General features: G+C 66.3%; 12 protein-coding genes and 1 pseudogene. 4 read left to right on the top strand and 9 right to left on the bottom strand.

What is annotated here, in order from left to right; all coding sequences use genetic code 11:
- Positions 1-135: 135 nt before the first annotated feature.
- Positions 136-1,482, bottom strand: a complete 1,347-nt coding sequence (gene pmbA / locus ACI2KK_RS01180; protein ID WP_404667577.1) for a metalloprotease PmbA — start codon at positions 1,480-1,482, stop codon at positions 136-138.
- Between the two features lie 109 nt (positions 1,483-1,591).
- On the opposite strand from pmbA, the gene yjgA reads away from it, so the two are divergent.
- Positions 1,592-2,113 (top strand): ribosome biogenesis factor YjgA, encoded by a 522-nt coding sequence (gene yjgA / locus ACI2KK_RS01175; RefSeq protein ID WP_217886356.1) that lies wholly within the window; start codon positions 1,592-1,594, stop codon positions 2,111-2,113.
- 77 nt (positions 2,114-2,190) lie between these two features.
- On the opposite strand, the gene tldD is transcribed toward yjgA, so the two are convergent.
- From tldD to mreB, 8 genes are all read right to left on the bottom strand, one after another.
- Positions 2,191-3,630, bottom strand: a complete 1,440-nt coding sequence (gene tldD, locus ACI2KK_RS01170; RefSeq protein WP_404667576.1) for a metalloprotease TldD — start codon at positions 3,628-3,630, stop codon at positions 2,191-2,193.
- A 2-nt stretch (positions 3,631-3,632) separates the two neighbouring features.
- The gene (locus ACI2KK_RS01165) at positions 3,633-4,484 is read right to left on the bottom strand and encodes a carbon-nitrogen hydrolase family protein (RefSeq protein ID WP_404667575.1); all 852 of its coding nucleotides are present in this window, start codon (positions 4,482-4,484) and stop codon (positions 3,633-3,635) included.
- A gap of 9 nt (positions 4,485-4,493) precedes the next feature.
- Positions 4,494-8,300 (bottom strand): YhdP family protein, encoded by a 3,807-nt coding sequence (locus ACI2KK_RS01160; protein WP_404667574.1) that lies wholly within the window; start codon positions 8,298-8,300, stop codon positions 4,494-4,496.
- An 82-nt stretch (positions 8,301-8,382) separates the two neighbouring features.
- The gene (gene rng / locus ACI2KK_RS01155) at positions 8,383-9,840 is read right to left on the bottom strand and encodes a ribonuclease G (RefSeq protein ID WP_217840169.1); all 1,458 of its coding nucleotides are present in this window, start codon (positions 9,838-9,840) and stop codon (positions 8,383-8,385) included.
- A gap of 54 nt (positions 9,841-9,894) precedes the next feature.
- On the bottom strand, positions 9,895-10,494 hold the full coding sequence (locus tag ACI2KK_RS01150) for a Maf family protein (protein WP_404667573.1): 600 nt from the start codon (positions 10,492-10,494) through the stop codon (positions 9,895-9,897).
- Between the two features lie 31 nt (positions 10,495-10,525).
- Positions 10,526-11,014 (bottom strand): rod shape-determining protein MreD, encoded by a 489-nt coding sequence (mreD, locus tag ACI2KK_RS01145; RefSeq protein WP_217840171.1) that lies wholly within the window; start codon positions 11,012-11,014, stop codon positions 10,526-10,528.
- Complete coding sequence (gene mreC, locus ACI2KK_RS01140) at positions 11,014-12,036, bottom strand: rod shape-determining protein MreC (RefSeq protein ID WP_404667572.1); 1,023 nt, start codon at positions 12,034-12,036, stop codon at positions 11,014-11,016. The genes mreD and mreC overlap by 1 nt, the downstream gene beginning before the upstream one ends.
- Before the next feature lie 213 nt (positions 12,037-12,249).
- Positions 12,250-13,287 carry a rod shape-determining protein MreB gene (gene mreB / locus ACI2KK_RS01135; RefSeq protein ID WP_003255163.1) on the bottom strand — a complete coding sequence of 346 codons (1,038 nt, stop codon included), beginning with the start codon at positions 13,285-13,287 and terminating at the stop codon, positions 12,250-12,252.
- 205 nt (positions 13,288-13,492) lie between these two features.
- Here mreB and gatC point away from each other — a divergent pair, with 205 nt between their 5' ends.
- The 3 genes and pseudogenes from gatC to gatB form a co-directional block, all read left to right on the top strand.
- A complete protein-coding gene (gatC, locus tag ACI2KK_RS01130; RefSeq protein ID WP_217886361.1) occupies positions 13,493-13,780 on the top strand; it encodes an Asp-tRNA(Asn)/Glu-tRNA(Gln) amidotransferase subunit GatC in 288 nt (95 codons plus the stop codon).
- Between the two features lie 15 nt (positions 13,781-13,795).
- The gene (gatA, locus tag ACI2KK_RS01125; RefSeq protein ID WP_404667571.1) at positions 13,796-15,247 is read left to right on the top strand and encodes an Asp-tRNA(Asn)/Glu-tRNA(Gln) amidotransferase subunit GatA; all 1,452 of its coding nucleotides are present in this window, start codon (positions 13,796-13,798) and stop codon (positions 15,245-15,247) included.
- Between the two features lie 11 nt (positions 15,248-15,258).
- Positions 15,259-15,769 (top strand): annotated as a pseudogene (gene gatB, locus ACI2KK_RS01120) (Asp-tRNA(Asn)/Glu-tRNA(Gln) amidotransferase GatCAB subunit B); the annotation flags it as partial.

Raw genomic sequence — 15,769 nt, 5'->3', positions numbered from 1 at the left:
CAATGAATGCGCATACATCTCTCAAAGCAATAACCATAATCCCCGACCCCGACCCCCCCCCCCCCCCCCCCCCCCCCCCCCCCCCATCCCCCCCCCCCCCCCCCCCCCCCCCCCCCCCCCCCACGAGCCGCTGTATCAGCTACCCGCAACCATCATGCGCTCGATCAGCACCGAGCCACTGTGAATATTGCTACGCGTCTCGATATCGCTGCCAATGGCGACGATCTGCTGGAACATGTCCTTCATGTTGCCGGCAATGGTCACTTCCTGCACTGCGTGCTGGATTTCGCCATTCTCGACCCAGAAGCCCGCCGCGCCGCGCGAATAATCGCCGGTCACCATGTTCAGGCCGTGGCCCATCAGCTCGGTCACCAGCAGGCCGCGGCCCATGCGCCGGATCAGCGCCGCCTGGTCTTCCACGCCATGGGTGACGAACAAGTTGTGCACACCGCCGGCGTTGGCCGTGCTCGGCAGCTTCAGCTTGCGCCCGGAATAGGTGCCGAGGATGTACGACACCAGCTCGCCCTTGTCGACGAACGGTTTGGCATAGGTGGCCAGGCCATCGCCGTCGAACGCCGCGCTACCCAGCGCACGCGGGATATGCGGGCGCTCGTCGAGGGTCAGCCAGCTGGGGAACAGGCGCTGGCCGAGGCTGCCTTCGAGGAACGACGACTTGCGGTACAGGTTGCCGCCGGAAATCGCCCCCAGGAAGCTGCCGAACAAACCACCGGCCAACTCGGCGCTGAACAGCACCGGCACCTCGCAGGTAGGCACCGGGCGTGCCCCCAGGCGGCTGGCGGCACGTTGCGCGGCGCGCTGGCCGATGCTGCGCGGGTCGGCCAGCAGCTCGCCCTGGCGGTTGACGTCATACCAGTAGTCGCGCTGCATCTGCCCGTCGCCCTCGGCGATCATCACGCAGCTCAGGCTGTGGCGGGTCGAGGCGTAGCCGCCGATAAAGCCGTGGCTGTTGCCGTATACCCGCACGCCCTGGTGGGTGTTGAGGCTGGTGCCGTCGGCGTTGAGGATGCGCTTGTCGGCGTCGAAGGCCGCCGCCTCGCAGGCCAGCGCCATCTCGATGGCCTTCTCCGGCTCGATGTCCCAGTCGTGGTACAGGTCGAGGTCGGGGAATTCGCGGGCCATCAGCGCCGCGTCAGCCAGGCCCGAGCATTCGTCTTCGGAGGTGTGCTTGGCAATCGCCAGCGCCGCCGCGACGGTTTCGCGGATGGCCTCAGGGCCGCTGGCCGAGGTGCTGGCCGAGCCCTTGCGCTGGCCAACGTAGAGGGTGATGCCAAAACCCTGGTCGCGGTTGAACTCGACGGTCTCGACTTCGCGCTGGCGCACCGTGGTAGACAGGCCCTGCTCCAGCGACACCGCCACTTCGCAGGCACTGGCCCCCTGGCGGCGCGCCTCGGCGACGATCGCTTCGACCTGTTCCTGCAACGCCGGCAGGTCCTTGGGGCCTACGCTCTGGACTGCACTCATGGTTCTCTCCACTGAAAATTCTGCGTACGGCTTGGGTCATTCTACGACCGGGCCGGACAAGCGGCCCCCGACTGGTTATCATGGCGGCGATTTCCTGCGAGCTGCCCCCATGGTTGATTCTTACGACGACGCCTTCGATGGCGAAAAAAGCAAAACCCAGATCAAGCGCGAGCTGCATGCGCTGGTCGAACTCGGCGAACGCCTGACCACGCTCAAGGCCGAAACCCTGGCTCGCCTGCCGCTCACCGACGAGTTGCGCAAGGCGCTGGAAGAAGCCAGCAAGCACACCGCCCATGGCGCCCGCAAACGCCACATGTCGTTTGTCGGCAAGCTGATGCGCGTGCAAGACCTGGACGGCATTCATGCCGTGCTCGAGCAGGTCGACAGCTCGACCCGCCAGTACAACGAGCGCTTCCACGGCCTGGAGCGCTGGCGCGACCGCTTGATCGACGGCAACGACGAGGACCTCGAACGTTTCGTCAACGAGTTCCCCGACACCGACCGCCAGCACCTGCGCTCGCTGATCCGCCATGCCCAGCACGAAAAGGCGCGGAACAAACCGCCTGCCGCTGCGCGCAAGGTGTTCAAGTACATCCGCGACCTCGACGAAACCCAGCGCGGGTTGCGTTAAGGCCATCGCGGGGCAAGCCCGCTCCCACGCAGCCCTTGCAGGCATACGTGGGAGCGGGCTTGCCCCGCGATCGTTGATCAAGCGCCGGTACCGCCGACGGTAATGGCATCCAGCTTCAAGGTCGGCTGGCCAACCCCCACCGGCACCGACTGCCCATCCTTGCCGCAAGTGCCCACACCGCTGTCCAGCGCCAGGTCGTTGCCGACCATCGACACCCGGCTCATCGCCTCCGGCCCGTTGCCGATCAACGTGGCGCCCTTGACCGGCGCGGTGATCTTGCCGTCCTCGATCAGGTAGGCCTCACTGGTGGAGAACACGAACTTGCCGCTGGTGATGTCCACCTGGCCGCCACCAAGGTTGGCGCAGTAAATGCCCTTCTTCACCGAGGCGATGATTTCTTGCGGGTCACTGTCGCCGGCGCGCATGTAGGTGTTGGTCATGCGTGGCATCGGCAGGTGCGCGTAGGATTCACGCCGGCCATTGCCGGTCACGGCCATGCCCATCAGCCGCGCGTTGAGCTTGTCCTGCATGTAGCCCTTGAGAATGCCGTTCTCGATCAGCGTGGTGCACTCGGTGGGCGTGCCCTCGTCATCGATGCTGAGCGAACCGCGGCGGCCTTCGAGGGTGCCGTCATCGACGATGGTGCACAACTTCGAGGCCACCTGCTCGCCGATGCGGCCGCTGAAGGCCGAGCTGCCCTTGCGGTTGAAGTCGCCTTCAAGGCCATGGCCGACCGCCTCGTGCAGCAGCACCCCGGACCACCCCGAACCGAGCACCACCGGCAAGGTGCCTGCCGGCGCCGGAATCGCCTCGAGGTTGACCAGTGCCTGGCGCAGCGCCTCGCGGGCATAGCCCATCACCCGCTCTTCGGTGAAGTAGCGGTAGTCGGTACGCCCGCCACCGCCCTGCCCGCCGCGCTCGCGGCGGCCATTCTGCTCGACGATCACGCTGACGTTGAAGCGCACCAGCGGGCGCACATCGGCGGCCAGGCTGCCGTCTGCGGCCGCCACCAGAATGCGCTCCCAAACCCCGGCCATGCTCACGCTGACCTGCTGGATGCGCGGGTCGAGGGCACGGGTGGCAGCGTCGACGCGCTTGAGCAGCTCGACTTTTTCGGCGCGGGTCAGCACGTCCAGCGGGTTGTCCTGGCCGTACAGCGCGGTCACTTCCTGGCTGCGAAAAGCCTGGACCTTGCCGTTCTGCCCGGCGCGGGAGATCGAACGGGCAGCACGTGCCGCCGAGGTCAGGGCCTCGAGGTTGATTGCGTTGCTGTAGGCGAAGCCGGTCTTCTCACCGGACTGGGCACGCACGCCCACGCCCTGGTCGAGGTTGAAACTGCCTTCCTTGACGATGCCGTCCTCCAGCGCCCAGGTTTCCGAAACCTGGCCCTGGAAGTACAGGTCGGCAGCGTCGATACCGGGGCCGGCCAGCTCGCCCAGCACAGCCTGCAGGCTTTCCAGCCCCAGGCCGCCGGGGGCCAGAAGCTGCTCGCTGACGGTGGTTAACATCTGGCTCATAGTCACTCCGAGGTCTGAGCAGGCCGCAAGGCGTCCTGCGAGAAAAAGCGCCGGTGGCTCAGCACCGGCATGCGCGCCCGGATGGACGCCTGTTCTTCAAGGTCGCGGGTGGCCAGCAGTACCGCCTCGCCGCGCGCCTGTTGTGCAACGATCCGCCCCCAGGGGTCGACGATCGCTGCCTGCCCGTGGGTTTCCCGCGGGCCTGGGTGCAGGCCGCCCTGGGCGGCCGCCAGCATGTAGCATTGTGTCTCGATGGCCCGCGCACGAATCAGCACTTCCCAGTGCGCGGCCCCGGTTACTGCGGTGAACGCCGCCGGCGCGGTAATGAGTTCGGCCCCGGCGGCGCGCAAGGCGCTGTACAGCTCGGGGAAGCGCAGGTCGTAGCACACCGTCAGGCCCACGCGCCCGACCGGGGTGTCGGCCACCACCACCTGGGCGCCATGGGCGTAGTCGTCCGACTCCCGGTAGCGGCCACGGTTGTCGGCCACGTCCACATCGAACAGGTGCAGCTTGTCGTAACGGGCGGCGATTTCGCCGTGTTCGTCGATCAGCAGCGAGCAGGCATGCGCCTTGGCAGCGGGCTGGCCGACCGGCGGCAACGGCAAGGTGCCAGCCACTATCCATAACTTGAGGTCGCGGGCAGTGCGTTTCAACCACGGCAGGATCGGCCCCTCCCCCTGCGCCTCGGCGCGGCCGATGGCAGCGGCATCACGCCGGCCCATGGCGGCGAAGTTCTCCGGCAGCACCGCCAGCCGCGCACCGCCCGCCGCCGCCTGCTCAAGCAGGGCGCCTGCGCGTTGCAGGTTGGCCAGCACATCGTCCTGGCTGACCATCTGGATCACTGCTGCCTTCATTGCCACCCCTTATTTGTCGAACGGTTTCACAAAGGTGATCTTAGGCTCTTTGACCGGCCCTTCGACCCGATAGTGCACGCTGGCAAAGCGCGACACGCGGTCGCCGATCAGGCGGTCGACCAAAAACAGTGCCCCGCCCACCGCCGGCGCTCCGACGATCAGCGCCGCCAGCGGCAGGTTTTTGGTCACCGGCAGGCTCACCTGCAGGTTGGCGTCGATGCGGTCGCGCACGAAGTCCAGGGTGCCCTCCAGCTCGAAGTTGCTCGACGGCCCGGTGACGCTGATCGGCTCGCGGGTCACGTACACCCCTTCGCTGGCCACCAGCAGGCCCTTGACCCGGTCGTAGGCCAGGCCCTTGCTGAACAGGTCGCTGAAGTCCAGGCGCAGGCGCCGGCCGATCGAGTTGAAGTTGAGCAGGCCGAACACCCGCAGGGCCTGGGCGCTGCCCTCCACTTCGACGAACTGGCCAGAACGCAGTGCGGCGTCCAGGCTGCCGGAGAAGCGGTTGAGGCTGACCCAGGCCGGCGAACCCGGCCAGCGGCCGTCCACGTCCATGCGGAAATCCCGGCTGGTGACGGTGGGGGCAAAGCCCCAGGCCTTGAGCACGTCGCCCAGGTTCTTGCCGTCCACGCGGCCCTTGTACCAGCTCGAGGTGCTGCCCGGCAGGCCTTCCCAGCCGCCGCTGCCGTCGATGCGCAGGCCCTTGAGGTCCAGGTCGATATCGTCCAGCGCCAGGCCACGCGCATTCTGGCGCAGCTTCAGCGAAGCGCTGCCGAACAAGTCGTCGCCGCGGTACAGCTTGTCGATGCTCAGGTCCAGCGGCGGCACCTTGCGCGGGTCGAAGCCGGCCAGCGGGTCGGGGGCGTTGTCGTCCTGCGGCTGCGCGGGGTCGGCCGCCGGCAGGCGCAGGGTCTGCAGGCGGATCACCATGGGCGCACCATCGGGGATGCGCGCATTGCCGATCACCTCTTTGCTGTCCAGGCGCAGGTCCCAGGCCGGGCCACCGCGCGCCAGGCGCACCACCGCCTGGTTGAGGTCGATGCCGAAGGCCTTGAGCTGGCCGATGCTCAGGTCGACGCTTTGCAGGTTCTGCCGGGCGCTGCCGCCGGGGTCGTTGCCGGCCAGGCGCGCTGCCTGCTCCTGCCAGGGCGCCAGGTCCAGGGCATCGAGGCGCCCGCGCACGCGCAGGCCCTGGCCGCTAGGCGGCAGCGCAGGGTCAGTGCCCAGCACCAGCTCGCCGCGGCCCTGGCCGAGCTTTTCGGCAGGTGCTGCGTAAGCGAAACGGGCAAGGTCGGCGTAGGCGGCGTCGATCCGCCGCTCGGCGCCTTGCAGGGTGAGGCTGAAACGGCTGTCGCGGGTGTCCGCCGCCGCCTTGCCGAATGGCGCCGGCAGGTCGATGGCCACGCCCTTGAGCGATGAATTGACGGTGAGCCGGTTGTCCTGCCCGCCCAGGGTCACCTGCAACTGGTACGGGATGTCGCCGGACACCGGCAGCGCCTGCTGCACCTGCAGCCAATCGGTAAGCGCCTTGACCCCTACCTGGCCGGTGGCGTTGATGCGGGTCTGGATCTGCCCCTTGCCCTCGGCGGCAATCTGCGCGCTGACCGGCTTGCCGAACGCCTGCAGGGTGACCGCCTTGGCGCTCAAGCCCTTGTCGAGATCGAAGCTGAAATCACCCTTGAGCTGGCTGAGTTCCAGGGTTGGCGGGGCAATCTTGAGCGTGGCGCCTTCGGTGGCGAAGTCCACCAGCACTTTCGGCCGCAGGCCATGCTCCAGCGGCACATCCAGCTTGACCTTGCCATTCAGCGGGCCCTCGCCCTCCCAGCCTGCGAAGATTTCGCCGGTGCCGATCGGTGTTTCCTTGAGAATCTTCAGGCCATCGCCAAGGCTGCCGTCAAAATCGCCATCCAGGTACAGGTGGCTGTGCTCACCCGCCTCGACATGGGGGATGTTGACCTTCACGTTGCTGACCTTGGTATCGAGCAACTGGCCGCGGCTGGCCTTGATGCGCACGCCGGTATCTTCGATGAACACCTCGCCGTCCACCTGCTGTACCTGCGGCCAGCCGGGCTGGAAGGCCAGGGCGGCGTCATGCACCTTGAAGTACAGGCTGATGTCGCGGGCGTGGGGCGGCGCGCCGTGGTTGAGCGAGCCCTGGTACTGGAAGTAGCCCTGGTCGACGTTGCCCTTGACGATGGCGCTGCGCAGCCACTCGTCCAGCGCCGGGCTGAGCACCTCGGGCAGGTACTTGGCGGTGTAACGGCCATCGCCTTCGGTCATGCCGACACGCAGGTCCATGTAGTCCTCGTGGCCCGGCTCCAGGTGCAGACGGATCAGGAAGTCCGCCGCAACCTTGCCTTCCTCGCCCAGCACCTTGATGTACGGCGCCACCAGGGTGAAGACCTGCTGGTCGAGGGTCCAGGTGAGGCGGGCATTGGCCTTTTGGTAATGCCAGGGTTTGCCGAAGATCGGGTACAAGTGCAGCATGAAGTCTTCGGTATCCAGGCGTAGTTCACCCTTGCCGAGGTCGCCGCTGATGGCGCCGCTGACATTACCGGCCGCCGGTGCACCGTGGTAGGCGTCGAAGCCGACCTTGTCCAGGTTGGCGGCAAACTGCACACGCTGATCGCCCTCGGCCTTGGGCCGCAGCTCGGCGCGCAGATTGCGCAGGGTGCCGGTGACCTTGAGTGCATCGACCACGGTCATCAGCTTGTCCGGCAGCGGCGCCAGGGCATCGATCAGCGGGGTCAGCGGGGTCAGGTCAAGGCGGTCAGCCTGGATCAGCCAGGACTCTTCGGCAGGCGTGTCGCCAGCGCGCTGGGCCAGTTGCAGGTGCGACTCCCAGCGGGCCTTGCCCAAGGTTGCCGCCAGCGAATCGACCGTTACATCAAAGCCATCGCCACGGCGCTGGAACCAGGCATTCAGCGCCAGGTCGTCGACGGTCACCGCCTTGCGCCCGGTGTAGGCGCCCTTGAGCTGCGGGGCGTTCAGGCGCACTACCGCCTGCTGCAATTGGCCCTTGCGCCAGTCGACCCAGAACTCGCCGCCGGCGCGCAGCGTGCCGGCCTGCCACTGGCCCAGCAGGCGCGGCGGCAGCCAGCGTGCCCAGTCGCTTTGCGGCAGGCTCAGGTAGGCTTGCAGGCTGGCGTCACGCCAGTTTTTCGCGCTGGCGCGGCTTTGCAGGCTGACCGCCAGGGGCTGGCCGTCGGGCAGCGTGGCGCGCAGGTCGAGGCTCTGGCGCGCAGCGCCCGCCTGCAGGCCGAGGCTGACGTAGGTGAGGGTAAGTGGCTCGCGCTGCCAGGGCTGCAGAGTGACCTGGCTGTCGAACAAGTCGATGCGTCCCAACTGGCGCAGGCGCTTGAGCGCCTCGCTCGGGTCCATCGGGCTGTCATCCTTGTGCGGCAGGCCTTCCAGCGCCCAGGCGCCCTGCTGTTCTTCACGCAGGATCAGTTGCAGGCCACCCAGCTGGATGCGCGCCAGGCGCACCTCGCGGGCCTTGAGGCTGGCCCACAGGTCGGGTACCAGTTTCACGTCGTCCAGGCGCAACGCATCGCTGCCCTCGCCCAGTTGCAGGTCACGCACCCACAGCACCGGGGCCAGGCCGCTCCAGCGGCCTTCCAGGGCTCCGACGTGCACAGGCAGGCCCAAGGCCTGTTCGGCCTTGAGCTCGACGTCTGCACGGTATTCGGCGACCAGCGGTATCAGCTGCCGACCGAGGCTGACGTACAGCGCCGCCAGCACCGCAAGCAGGGCACAGAATGCCAGCCCCCAGCGGGTCAGGGCGCCCAGAACGCGGGTCAGACGTTCCATGCCCATGGCCCTCCGAGTCGTCCGTTAACTATGGCCGGTGAATAGCGCTTTGCCAGCCCGTCCCTGGGGCGACCGCGTTTAGCGAGGGTCAGAGCAGCACCACATCGTATTGTTCCTGGGAATACATCGACTCGACCTGGAAGCGAATGGTTCGCCCGATGAAGGCTTCAAGTTCGGCGACATTGCCCGACTCTTCGTCCAGCAGCCGGTCGACCACCTTCTGGTTGGCCAGCACCCGGTAGCCTTCAGCCTGATAAGCCCGGGCCTCTCGGAGAATTTCGCGGAAAATTTCGTAACAAATGGTCTCGGGGGTCTTCAGCTTGCCCCGCCCCTGGCATGCCGCGCAGGGCTCGCAGAGCACCTGCTCGAGGCTTTCGCGGGTGCGCTTGCGGGTCATCTGCACCAGGCCCAGCTCGGTGATGCCGATGATGTTGGTCTTGGCGTGATCACGTTCGAGCTGCTTCTCCAGGGTGCGCAGCACCTGGCGCTGGTGCTCCTCGTCCTCCATGTCGATGAAGTCGATGATGATGATCCCGCCGATGTTGCGCAGGCGCAGCTGCCGGGCAATGGCGGTGGCCGCCTCGAGGTTGGTCTTGAAGATGGTTTCTTCGAGGTTGCGGTGGCCGACGAAAGCCCCGGTGTTGACGTCGATGGTGGTCATCGCCTCGGCCGGGTCGACCACCAGGTAGCCACCGGACTTGAGCGGCACCTTGCGCTCCAGGGCGCGCTGGATTTCGTCCTCGACGCCGTACAGGTCAAAGATCGGCCGCTCGCCGGGGTAGTGCTCCAGGCGGTCGGCGATCTCCGGCATCAGTTCGGCGACGAACTGCGTGGTCTTCTGGAAGGTTTCCCGGGAATCGATGCGGATCTTCTCGATCTTGGCGTTGACCAGGTCGCGCAGGGTGCGCAGCGCCAGGCCCAGGTCCTCATAGATGACTGTCGGCGCGCCGCAGGTCTGGATCTGCGAGCCGATCTGCTCCCACAGCCTGCGCAGGTAGCGGATGTCCTGCAGAATGTCTTCGGCCCGCGCGCCTTCGGCGGCGGTGCGCAGAATAAAGCCGCCGGCGTCTTTCATGTCCTCTTGGGCCATGCAGTCGGTCACCACCTGCTTGAGGCGGTCACGCTCGGCTTCTTCCTCGATCTTCAGCGAAATACCAACGTGGCTGCTGCGCGGCATGTACACCAGGTAGCGCGACGGAATCGACAGCTGGGTGGTCAGGCGCGCGCCCTTGGTGCCGATCGGGTCCTTGGTCACCTGTACCACCAGCGCCTGGCCTTCGTGCACCAGGGCGGTGATGGTCTCGACCGCCGAGCCTTCGCGCTGGGAAATTTCCGAGGCGTGGATGAACGCTGCGCGCTCAAGGCCGATGTCGACGAACGCTGCCTGCATGCCCGGCAGCACCCGCACCACCTTGCCCTTGTAGATGTTGCCGACGATGCCGCGGCGCTGGGTGCGCTCGACATGCACTTCCTGCAGGACGCCGTTCTCCACCACCGCCACGCGTGATTCCATCGGGGTGATGTTGATCAGGATCTCTTCACTCATGGCAGGCTCTCGTCTATAGGCTTGGGTAATGATGGATCGCTTGCAAGGGGCTGGCTAGGGCTGCGCGAAATCCTCCGGCAGTTGCCAGCAGGCAATGGCGAACTGCTCCAGCAGCTCGGCGGTTTCACTCAGGGGCAGGCCGACCACGGCCGAGTAACTGCCTTCGATGCCGGTGACGAACACCGCGCCCAGGCCCTGGATGGCATAGCCACCGGCTTTGTCCAGCGGCTCGCCGCTGTCCCAGTAGCGCAGGGCTTCTTCGAAGGAGATGGCGCGAAAACGGACCGTGGTGCTGACGCAGCGGCTGATGCTGCGCGTGCCGTCGGTCAGGGCCACGGCGGTGAGCACCTGGTGCTCACGCTTGGACAGGTCGCCGAGCATCGACAGAAAGTGCTCGCGGTCCTCTGGCTTGCCGAGGATCTCGTCGTCGAGCACCACCGTGGTGTCCGCCCCCAGCACCACGCCGTGGCCGTCAGTGTGGGCGAAACCGGCCACCGCCTTGGCCTGGGCCAGGCGCTCTACATAGGCAGCCGGGGCTTCACCGGGCAGCGGGGTTTCATCGATGGGGGCACTGACCACGGTGAAGGGTACGCCGATCTGGGTCAGCAGTTCACGACGGCGCGGCGAGCCGGAGGCAAGGTACAGCGGGGTCATGCGGACGTCTCCCTGTCTGTGCTGGCGCGCGTCAGTGAATGTGCAGGCGCACGCGCAGGCCGCGCAGGGCGAAGCTCACCCACGGCCAGAGCAAGGCGCTGATCACTGCCGACCACACCAGTGCCAGGGTTGGCAGGCGGTTGCCGGTCAGGGCGCTGAGCCACAGCTGAATCAGCTGGGCGATGCCGAACACCACCAGAATCACCAGGCTCTGCTGCCACACCGGGAACATGCGCAGGCGCTGCTGCAACGACAGCACCAGGAAGGTGATCAGCGTGAGGATGAGCGCGTTCTGCCCCAGCAGGGTGCCGTACAACACATCCTCTGCCAGGCCAAGCACGAACGCGGTGGTCATGCCCACCTTGCCAGGCACGGCCAGGGTCCAGAAGGCCAGCAGCAGGGCCAGCCACATGGGCCGGAACACTTCCATGAACTGCGGCATGGGCGAAACGCTGAGCAACAGGCCAATGGCGAAGGTCAACCAGATGACCCAGCCGTTTCTGCTACGGGTGCTGGCCATTATTGTCTCCGGGGTTGGGCAGGCGCGGCAGCCGGCTGGGCCGGGGCGCTGGCGGGCGTGCTGCCATGCGCCGCAGGTGCCGGTGCAGTCGCCGGTGCAGCGCCATGTGCCGCTGGTGCCGGGGTAGTTGCGGGCTGGGTAGCGTTGGCGGCCGGCGGCGTAGCCGGGTTGGCCGGCGCCTGGCCGTGGCCCTGGCGGTCGGCCTCTTCTTGGGCGATGGCCGCCTCGGTGGCGCGTTCTTCCGGGGTGCGCCGGTCGCTGAACACCAGCAGCATGTAGCGGCTGCGGTTAAGCGACGCGGTCGGGATGGCGCGAACGATGGCGAACGGCTGGCCGGAGTCGTGGATCACTTCGTTGACCGTGGCCACCGGGTAACCCGCCGGGAAACGCTGGCCCATGCCGGAGCTCACCAGCAGGTCGCCTTCCTTGATGTCGGCGGTGTCGGCCACATGGCGCAGTTCCAGGCGCTCGGGGTTGCCGGTACCGCTGGCGATGGCGCGCAGGCCGTTGCGGTTGACCTGCACCGGGATGCTGTGGGTGGTGTCGGTGAGCAGCAATACCCGCGAGGTGTACGGCATCAGCTCGACCACCTGGCCCATCAGGCCGCGGGCATCGAGCACCGGCTGGCCGAGGAACACGCCGTCGCGCTCGCCCTTGTTGATCAGGATGCGGTGGGTGAACGGGTTGGGGTCGACACCGATCAGTTCGGCCACCTCGACCTTCTCGTTGACCAGTGCCGAGGAGTTGAGCAGCTCGCGCAGGCGCACGTTCTGCTCGGTCAGGGCGGCCAGCTTTTGCAGGCGGCCCTGCAACAGCAGCGCTTCGGTCTTGAGTTTTTCGTTCTCGGCGATCAGCTCGGTGCGGCTGCCGAACTGGCCGGCCACGCCCTGCCACATGCGCTGGGGCAGGTCGGTGATCCAGTAGGACTCCATCAGCACCAGGCCCATCTGGCTGCGCACTGGCTTGAGCAGGTCAAAGCGCGAGTCGACCACCATCAGCGCGACCGACATCACCACCAGCACCAGCAGGCGGACACCCAGCGAAGGGCCTTTGGAGAAAAGCGGTTTAATGGGCCGTTCCTCGTGGACGACGGTTCAAGGTGCCATTGAACATGGGCCTTGCACCGGCGAACTTGCCAATTGACGGAAACGGCGCCGCAAGCGGCGCCGAACAAGCGCATACAGGTAGCACTGTGCGTGCTACCTGTAAACCGGGGCGCTGTGCTGCTGCCGCGATCACTCGCTGGAGAGCAGGTCCATGGCGTGCTTGTCCATCATCTCCAGCGCACGGCCACCGCCGCGGGCGACGCAGGTAAGCGGGTCTTCGGCGACGATCACCGGCAGGCCGGTTTCCTGGGCCAGCAGCTTGTCGAGGTCGCGCAGCAGAGCGCCACCACCGGTCAGCACCAGGCCACGCTCGGCGATGTCCGAAGCCAGCTCTGGCGGCGATTGCTCCAGGGCGCTCTTGACCGCCTGGACAATGGTCGCCAGCGACTCTTGCAGGGCTTCGAGCACTTCGTTGGAGTTCAGGGTGAAGGCACGTGGTACGCCTTCGGCCAGGTTACGGCCACGCACGTCGACTTCGCGCACTTCGCCGCCCGGGTAGGCGGTACCGATTTCCTGCTTGATGCGCTCGGCGGTGGATTCGCCGATCAGGCTGCCGTAGTTGCGGCGCACGTAGGTGACGATGGCTTCGTCGAAGCGGTCGCCGCCAACCCGTACGGATTCTGCGTAAACCACGCCGTTGAGCGAAATCAGGGCGATTTCGGTGGTACCACCACCGATGTCGACGACCATCGAGCCACGGGCTTCTTCGACCGGCAGGCCGGCACCGATCGCAGCTGCCATTGGCTCTTCGATCAGGAACACTTCACGGGCACCGGCACCAAGGGCCGATTCACGGATGGCGCGGCGCTCGACCTGGGTCGATTTGCACGGCACGCAGATCAGCACGCGTGGGCTGGGCTGCAGGAAGCTGTTTTCGTGCACTTTGTTGATGAAGTACTGCAGCATTTTTTCACAAACGCTGAAGTCGGCGATCACGCCGTCCTTCATCGGACGAATGGCGGCGATGTTGCCCGGCGTACGGCCGAGCATGCGCTTGGCTTCGGTACCGACAGCGACGACGCTTTTCTGGTTGCCGTGGGTACGGATGGCAACAACCGAGGGCTCATTCAGGACGATACCGCGCTCACGCACGTAAATAAGGGTGTTGGCAGTACCCAGGTCGATGGAAAGATCGCTGGAAAACATGCCACGCAGTTTCTTGAACATGGGAAAGTGACCCTGGGGAAAGCGTGGGTAAAAAAGTGCGGCAAACTCTAACAATGGCAGGGATTTTGGGCAAGGAGCCAATATGTTAAATTGGCTGTTTTTCCGAGCATGCCAGCTGATGATCGCGGCCCTTTGACCGCCAGAATCCCGTCATGTTCCTCAATTGCGCTGCCATTGCGCTTTTTCGTTTCTGCTGGAGATCCCCATGGCGCTTGAACGCTCCGACGTGGAAAAGATCGCTCATCTGGCCCGTCTGGGCCTGGTCGAGAGCGAACTGCCACGCATTACCGACGCCCTGAACAGCATTCTCGGGCTGGTCGACCAGATGCAAGCAGTCGACACGAGCGGCATCGAGCCCCTCGCCCACCCGCTGGAAGCCACCCAGCGCCTGCGCCCCGACCAGGTCACCGAAAGCAACCAGCGCGACCGCTACCAGGCCGTCGCCCCGTCGACCGAAAACGGTCTGTACCTGGTTCCGAAAGTCATCGATTAAGGGAAAGCGTCCGCCATGCATCAACTGTCTCTTGCCGAGATCGCCCGCGGCCTTGCCGACAAGTCGTTCTCATCAGAAGAACTGACCGGCGCGCTGCTGTCGCGCATCAAGCAGCTCGACCCGCAGCTCAACAGCTTCATCACCGTCACTGAACAACAGGCCCTGGAACAGGCGCGCGCCGCCGATGCCCGCCGCGCCGCCGGCGAAACCGGCGCGCTGCTGGGTGCGCCCATCGCCCACAAGGACCTGTTCTGCACCAACGGCATCCGCACCAGCTGCGGCTCGAAGATGCTCGACAATTTCACCGCCCCGTACGACGCCACCGTGGTGGCCAAGCTGGCCGAAGCCGGCATGGTCACCCTGGGCAAGACCAACATGGACGAGTTCGCCATGGGTTCGGCCAACGAATCCAGCCACTACGGCGCGGTGAAAAACCCGTGGAACCTCGAGCACGTCCCGGGCGGCTCGTCCGGCGGTTCGGCCGCAGCGGTCGCCGCGCGCCTGCTGCCAGTGGCCACCGGTACCGACACCGGCGGCTCGATCCGCCAGCCGGCCGCGCTGACCAACCTCACCGGCCTCAAGCCCACCTACGGCCGCGTCTCGCGCTGGGGCATGATTGCCTACGCCTCCAGCCTCGACCAGGGCGGCCCGATGGCGCGCACCGCAGAAGACTGCGCCCTGCTGCTGCAAGGCATGGCTGGCTTTGATAAAAACGACTCGACCAGCGTCGACGAGCCGGTGCCGGACTACAGCGCCACGCTGAACGGCTCGCTGCAGGGCCTGCGCATCGGCCTGCCGAAAGAGTACTTCGGCGCCGGCCTCGACCCGCGCATCGCCGAACTGGTGCAAGCCAGCGTCAAGGAGCTGGAAAAGCTCGGCGCGGTGGTCAAGCCCATCAGCCTGCCGAACATGCAGCACGCCATCCCGGCGTACTATGTGATCGCCCCGGCCGAGGCCTCTTCGAACCTGTCGCGTTTCGACGGCGTGCGCTTCGGCCACCGCTGCGACCAGCCCAAAGACCTCACCGACCTGTACAAGCGCTCGCGCGGCGAAGGCTTCGGCACTGAGGTGCAGCGGCGCATCATGGTCGGCACCTACGCCCTGTCGGCCGGCTACTACGACGCCTACTACGTCAAGGCGCAGCAGATCCGCCGCCTGATCAAGAACGACTTCATGGCCGCGTTCAACGACGTCGACGTGATCCTCGGCCCGACCACGCCGAACCCGGCCTGGAAGCTCGGCTCGAAGAACGCCGACCCGGTCGCCGCCTACCTTGAAGACGTCTACACCATCACCGCCAACCTGGCGGGCCTGCCGGGCCTGTCGATGCCGGCCGGCTTCGTCGACGGCCTGCCGGTGGGCGTGCAGCTGCTGGCGCCGTATTTCCAGGAAGGCCGCCTGCTCAACATCGCGCACCGCTACCAGCAAGTCACCGACTGGCACACCCGCGCCCCCAACGGCTTCTGAGGAATTCACACATGCAATGGGAAGTTGTGATCGGGCTGGAGATTCATACCCAGCTCGCCACCCAGTCGAAGATTTTCTCCGGCAGCGCCACCACCTTCGGCTCCGAGCCGAACACCCAGGCCAGCCTGGTCGACCTCGGCATGCCCGGCGTACTGCCGGTGCTCAACCAGGAAGCCGTGCGCATGGCGTGCATGTTCGGCCTGGCGATCGACGCCGAAATCGGCCCGCGCAACGTGTTCGCGCGCAAGAACTACTTCTACCCCGACCTGCCCAAGGGCTACCAGATCAGCCAGATGGACCTGCCGATCGTCGGCAAGGGCCACCTGGACATCGCCCTGGAAGACGGCACCCTCAAGCGCATCGGCGTAACCCGCGCGCACCTTGAAGAAGACGCCGGCAAGAGCCTGCACGAAGACTTCAACGGCGCCACCGGCATCGACCTGAACCGCGCCGGCACCCCGCTGCTGGAGATCGTCTCCGAGCCGGACATGCGCAGCGCCAAAGAAGCCGTGGCCTACGTCA

It is taken from the genome of Pseudomonas sp. NPDC089406, assembly GCF_044900265.1.
Taxonomy (GTDB): Bacteria; Pseudomonadota; Gammaproteobacteria; order Pseudomonadales; family Pseudomonadaceae; genus Aquipseudomonas; species Aquipseudomonas fakonensis.
Note: the sequence above shows the minus strand (reverse complement) of the source record. Positions and strands in the feature narration are given on the sequence as shown.

Bases quoted from the DNA above. Each gene is read 5' to 3' on its own strand.
- ACI2KK_RS01160 (WP_404667574.1), bottom strand. From the start codon at position 8,300: ATGGGCATGGAACGTCTGACCCGCGTTCTGGGCGCCCTGACCCGCTGG.
- gatA (WP_404667571.1), top strand. From the start codon at position 13,796: ATGCATCAACTGTCTCTTGCCGAGATCGCCCGCGGCCTTGCCGACAAG.
- yjgA (WP_217886356.1), top strand. From the start codon at position 1,592: ATGGTTGATTCTTACGACGACGCCTTCGATGGCGAAAAAAGCAAAACC.
- mreD (WP_217840171.1), bottom strand. From the start codon at position 11,014: ATGGCCAGCACCCGTAGCAGAAACGGCTGGGTCATCTGGTTGACCTTC.
- ACI2KK_RS01150 (WP_404667573.1), bottom strand. From the start codon at position 10,494: ATGACCCCGCTGTACCTTGCCTCCGGCTCGCCGCGCCGTCGTGAACTG.
- gatC (WP_217886361.1), top strand. From the start codon at position 13,493: ATGGCGCTTGAACGCTCCGACGTGGAAAAGATCGCTCATCTGGCCCGT.
- pmbA (WP_404667577.1), bottom strand. From the start codon at position 1,482: ATGAGTGCAGTCCAGAGCGTAGGCCCCAAGGACCTGCCGGCGTTGCAG.
- tldD (WP_404667576.1), bottom strand. From the start codon at position 3,630: ATGAGCCAGATGTTAACCACCGTCAGCGAGCAGCTTCTGGCCCCCGGC.
- ACI2KK_RS01165 (WP_404667575.1), bottom strand. From the start codon at position 4,484: ATGAAGGCAGCAGTGATCCAGATGGTCAGCCAGGACGATGTGCTGGCC.
- mreB (WP_003255163.1), bottom strand. From the start codon at position 13,287: ATGTTCAAGAAACTGCGTGGCATGTTTTCCAGCGATCTTTCCATCGAC.
- rng (WP_217840169.1), bottom strand. From the start codon at position 9,840: ATGAGTGAAGAGATCCTGATCAACATCACCCCGATGGAATCACGCGTG.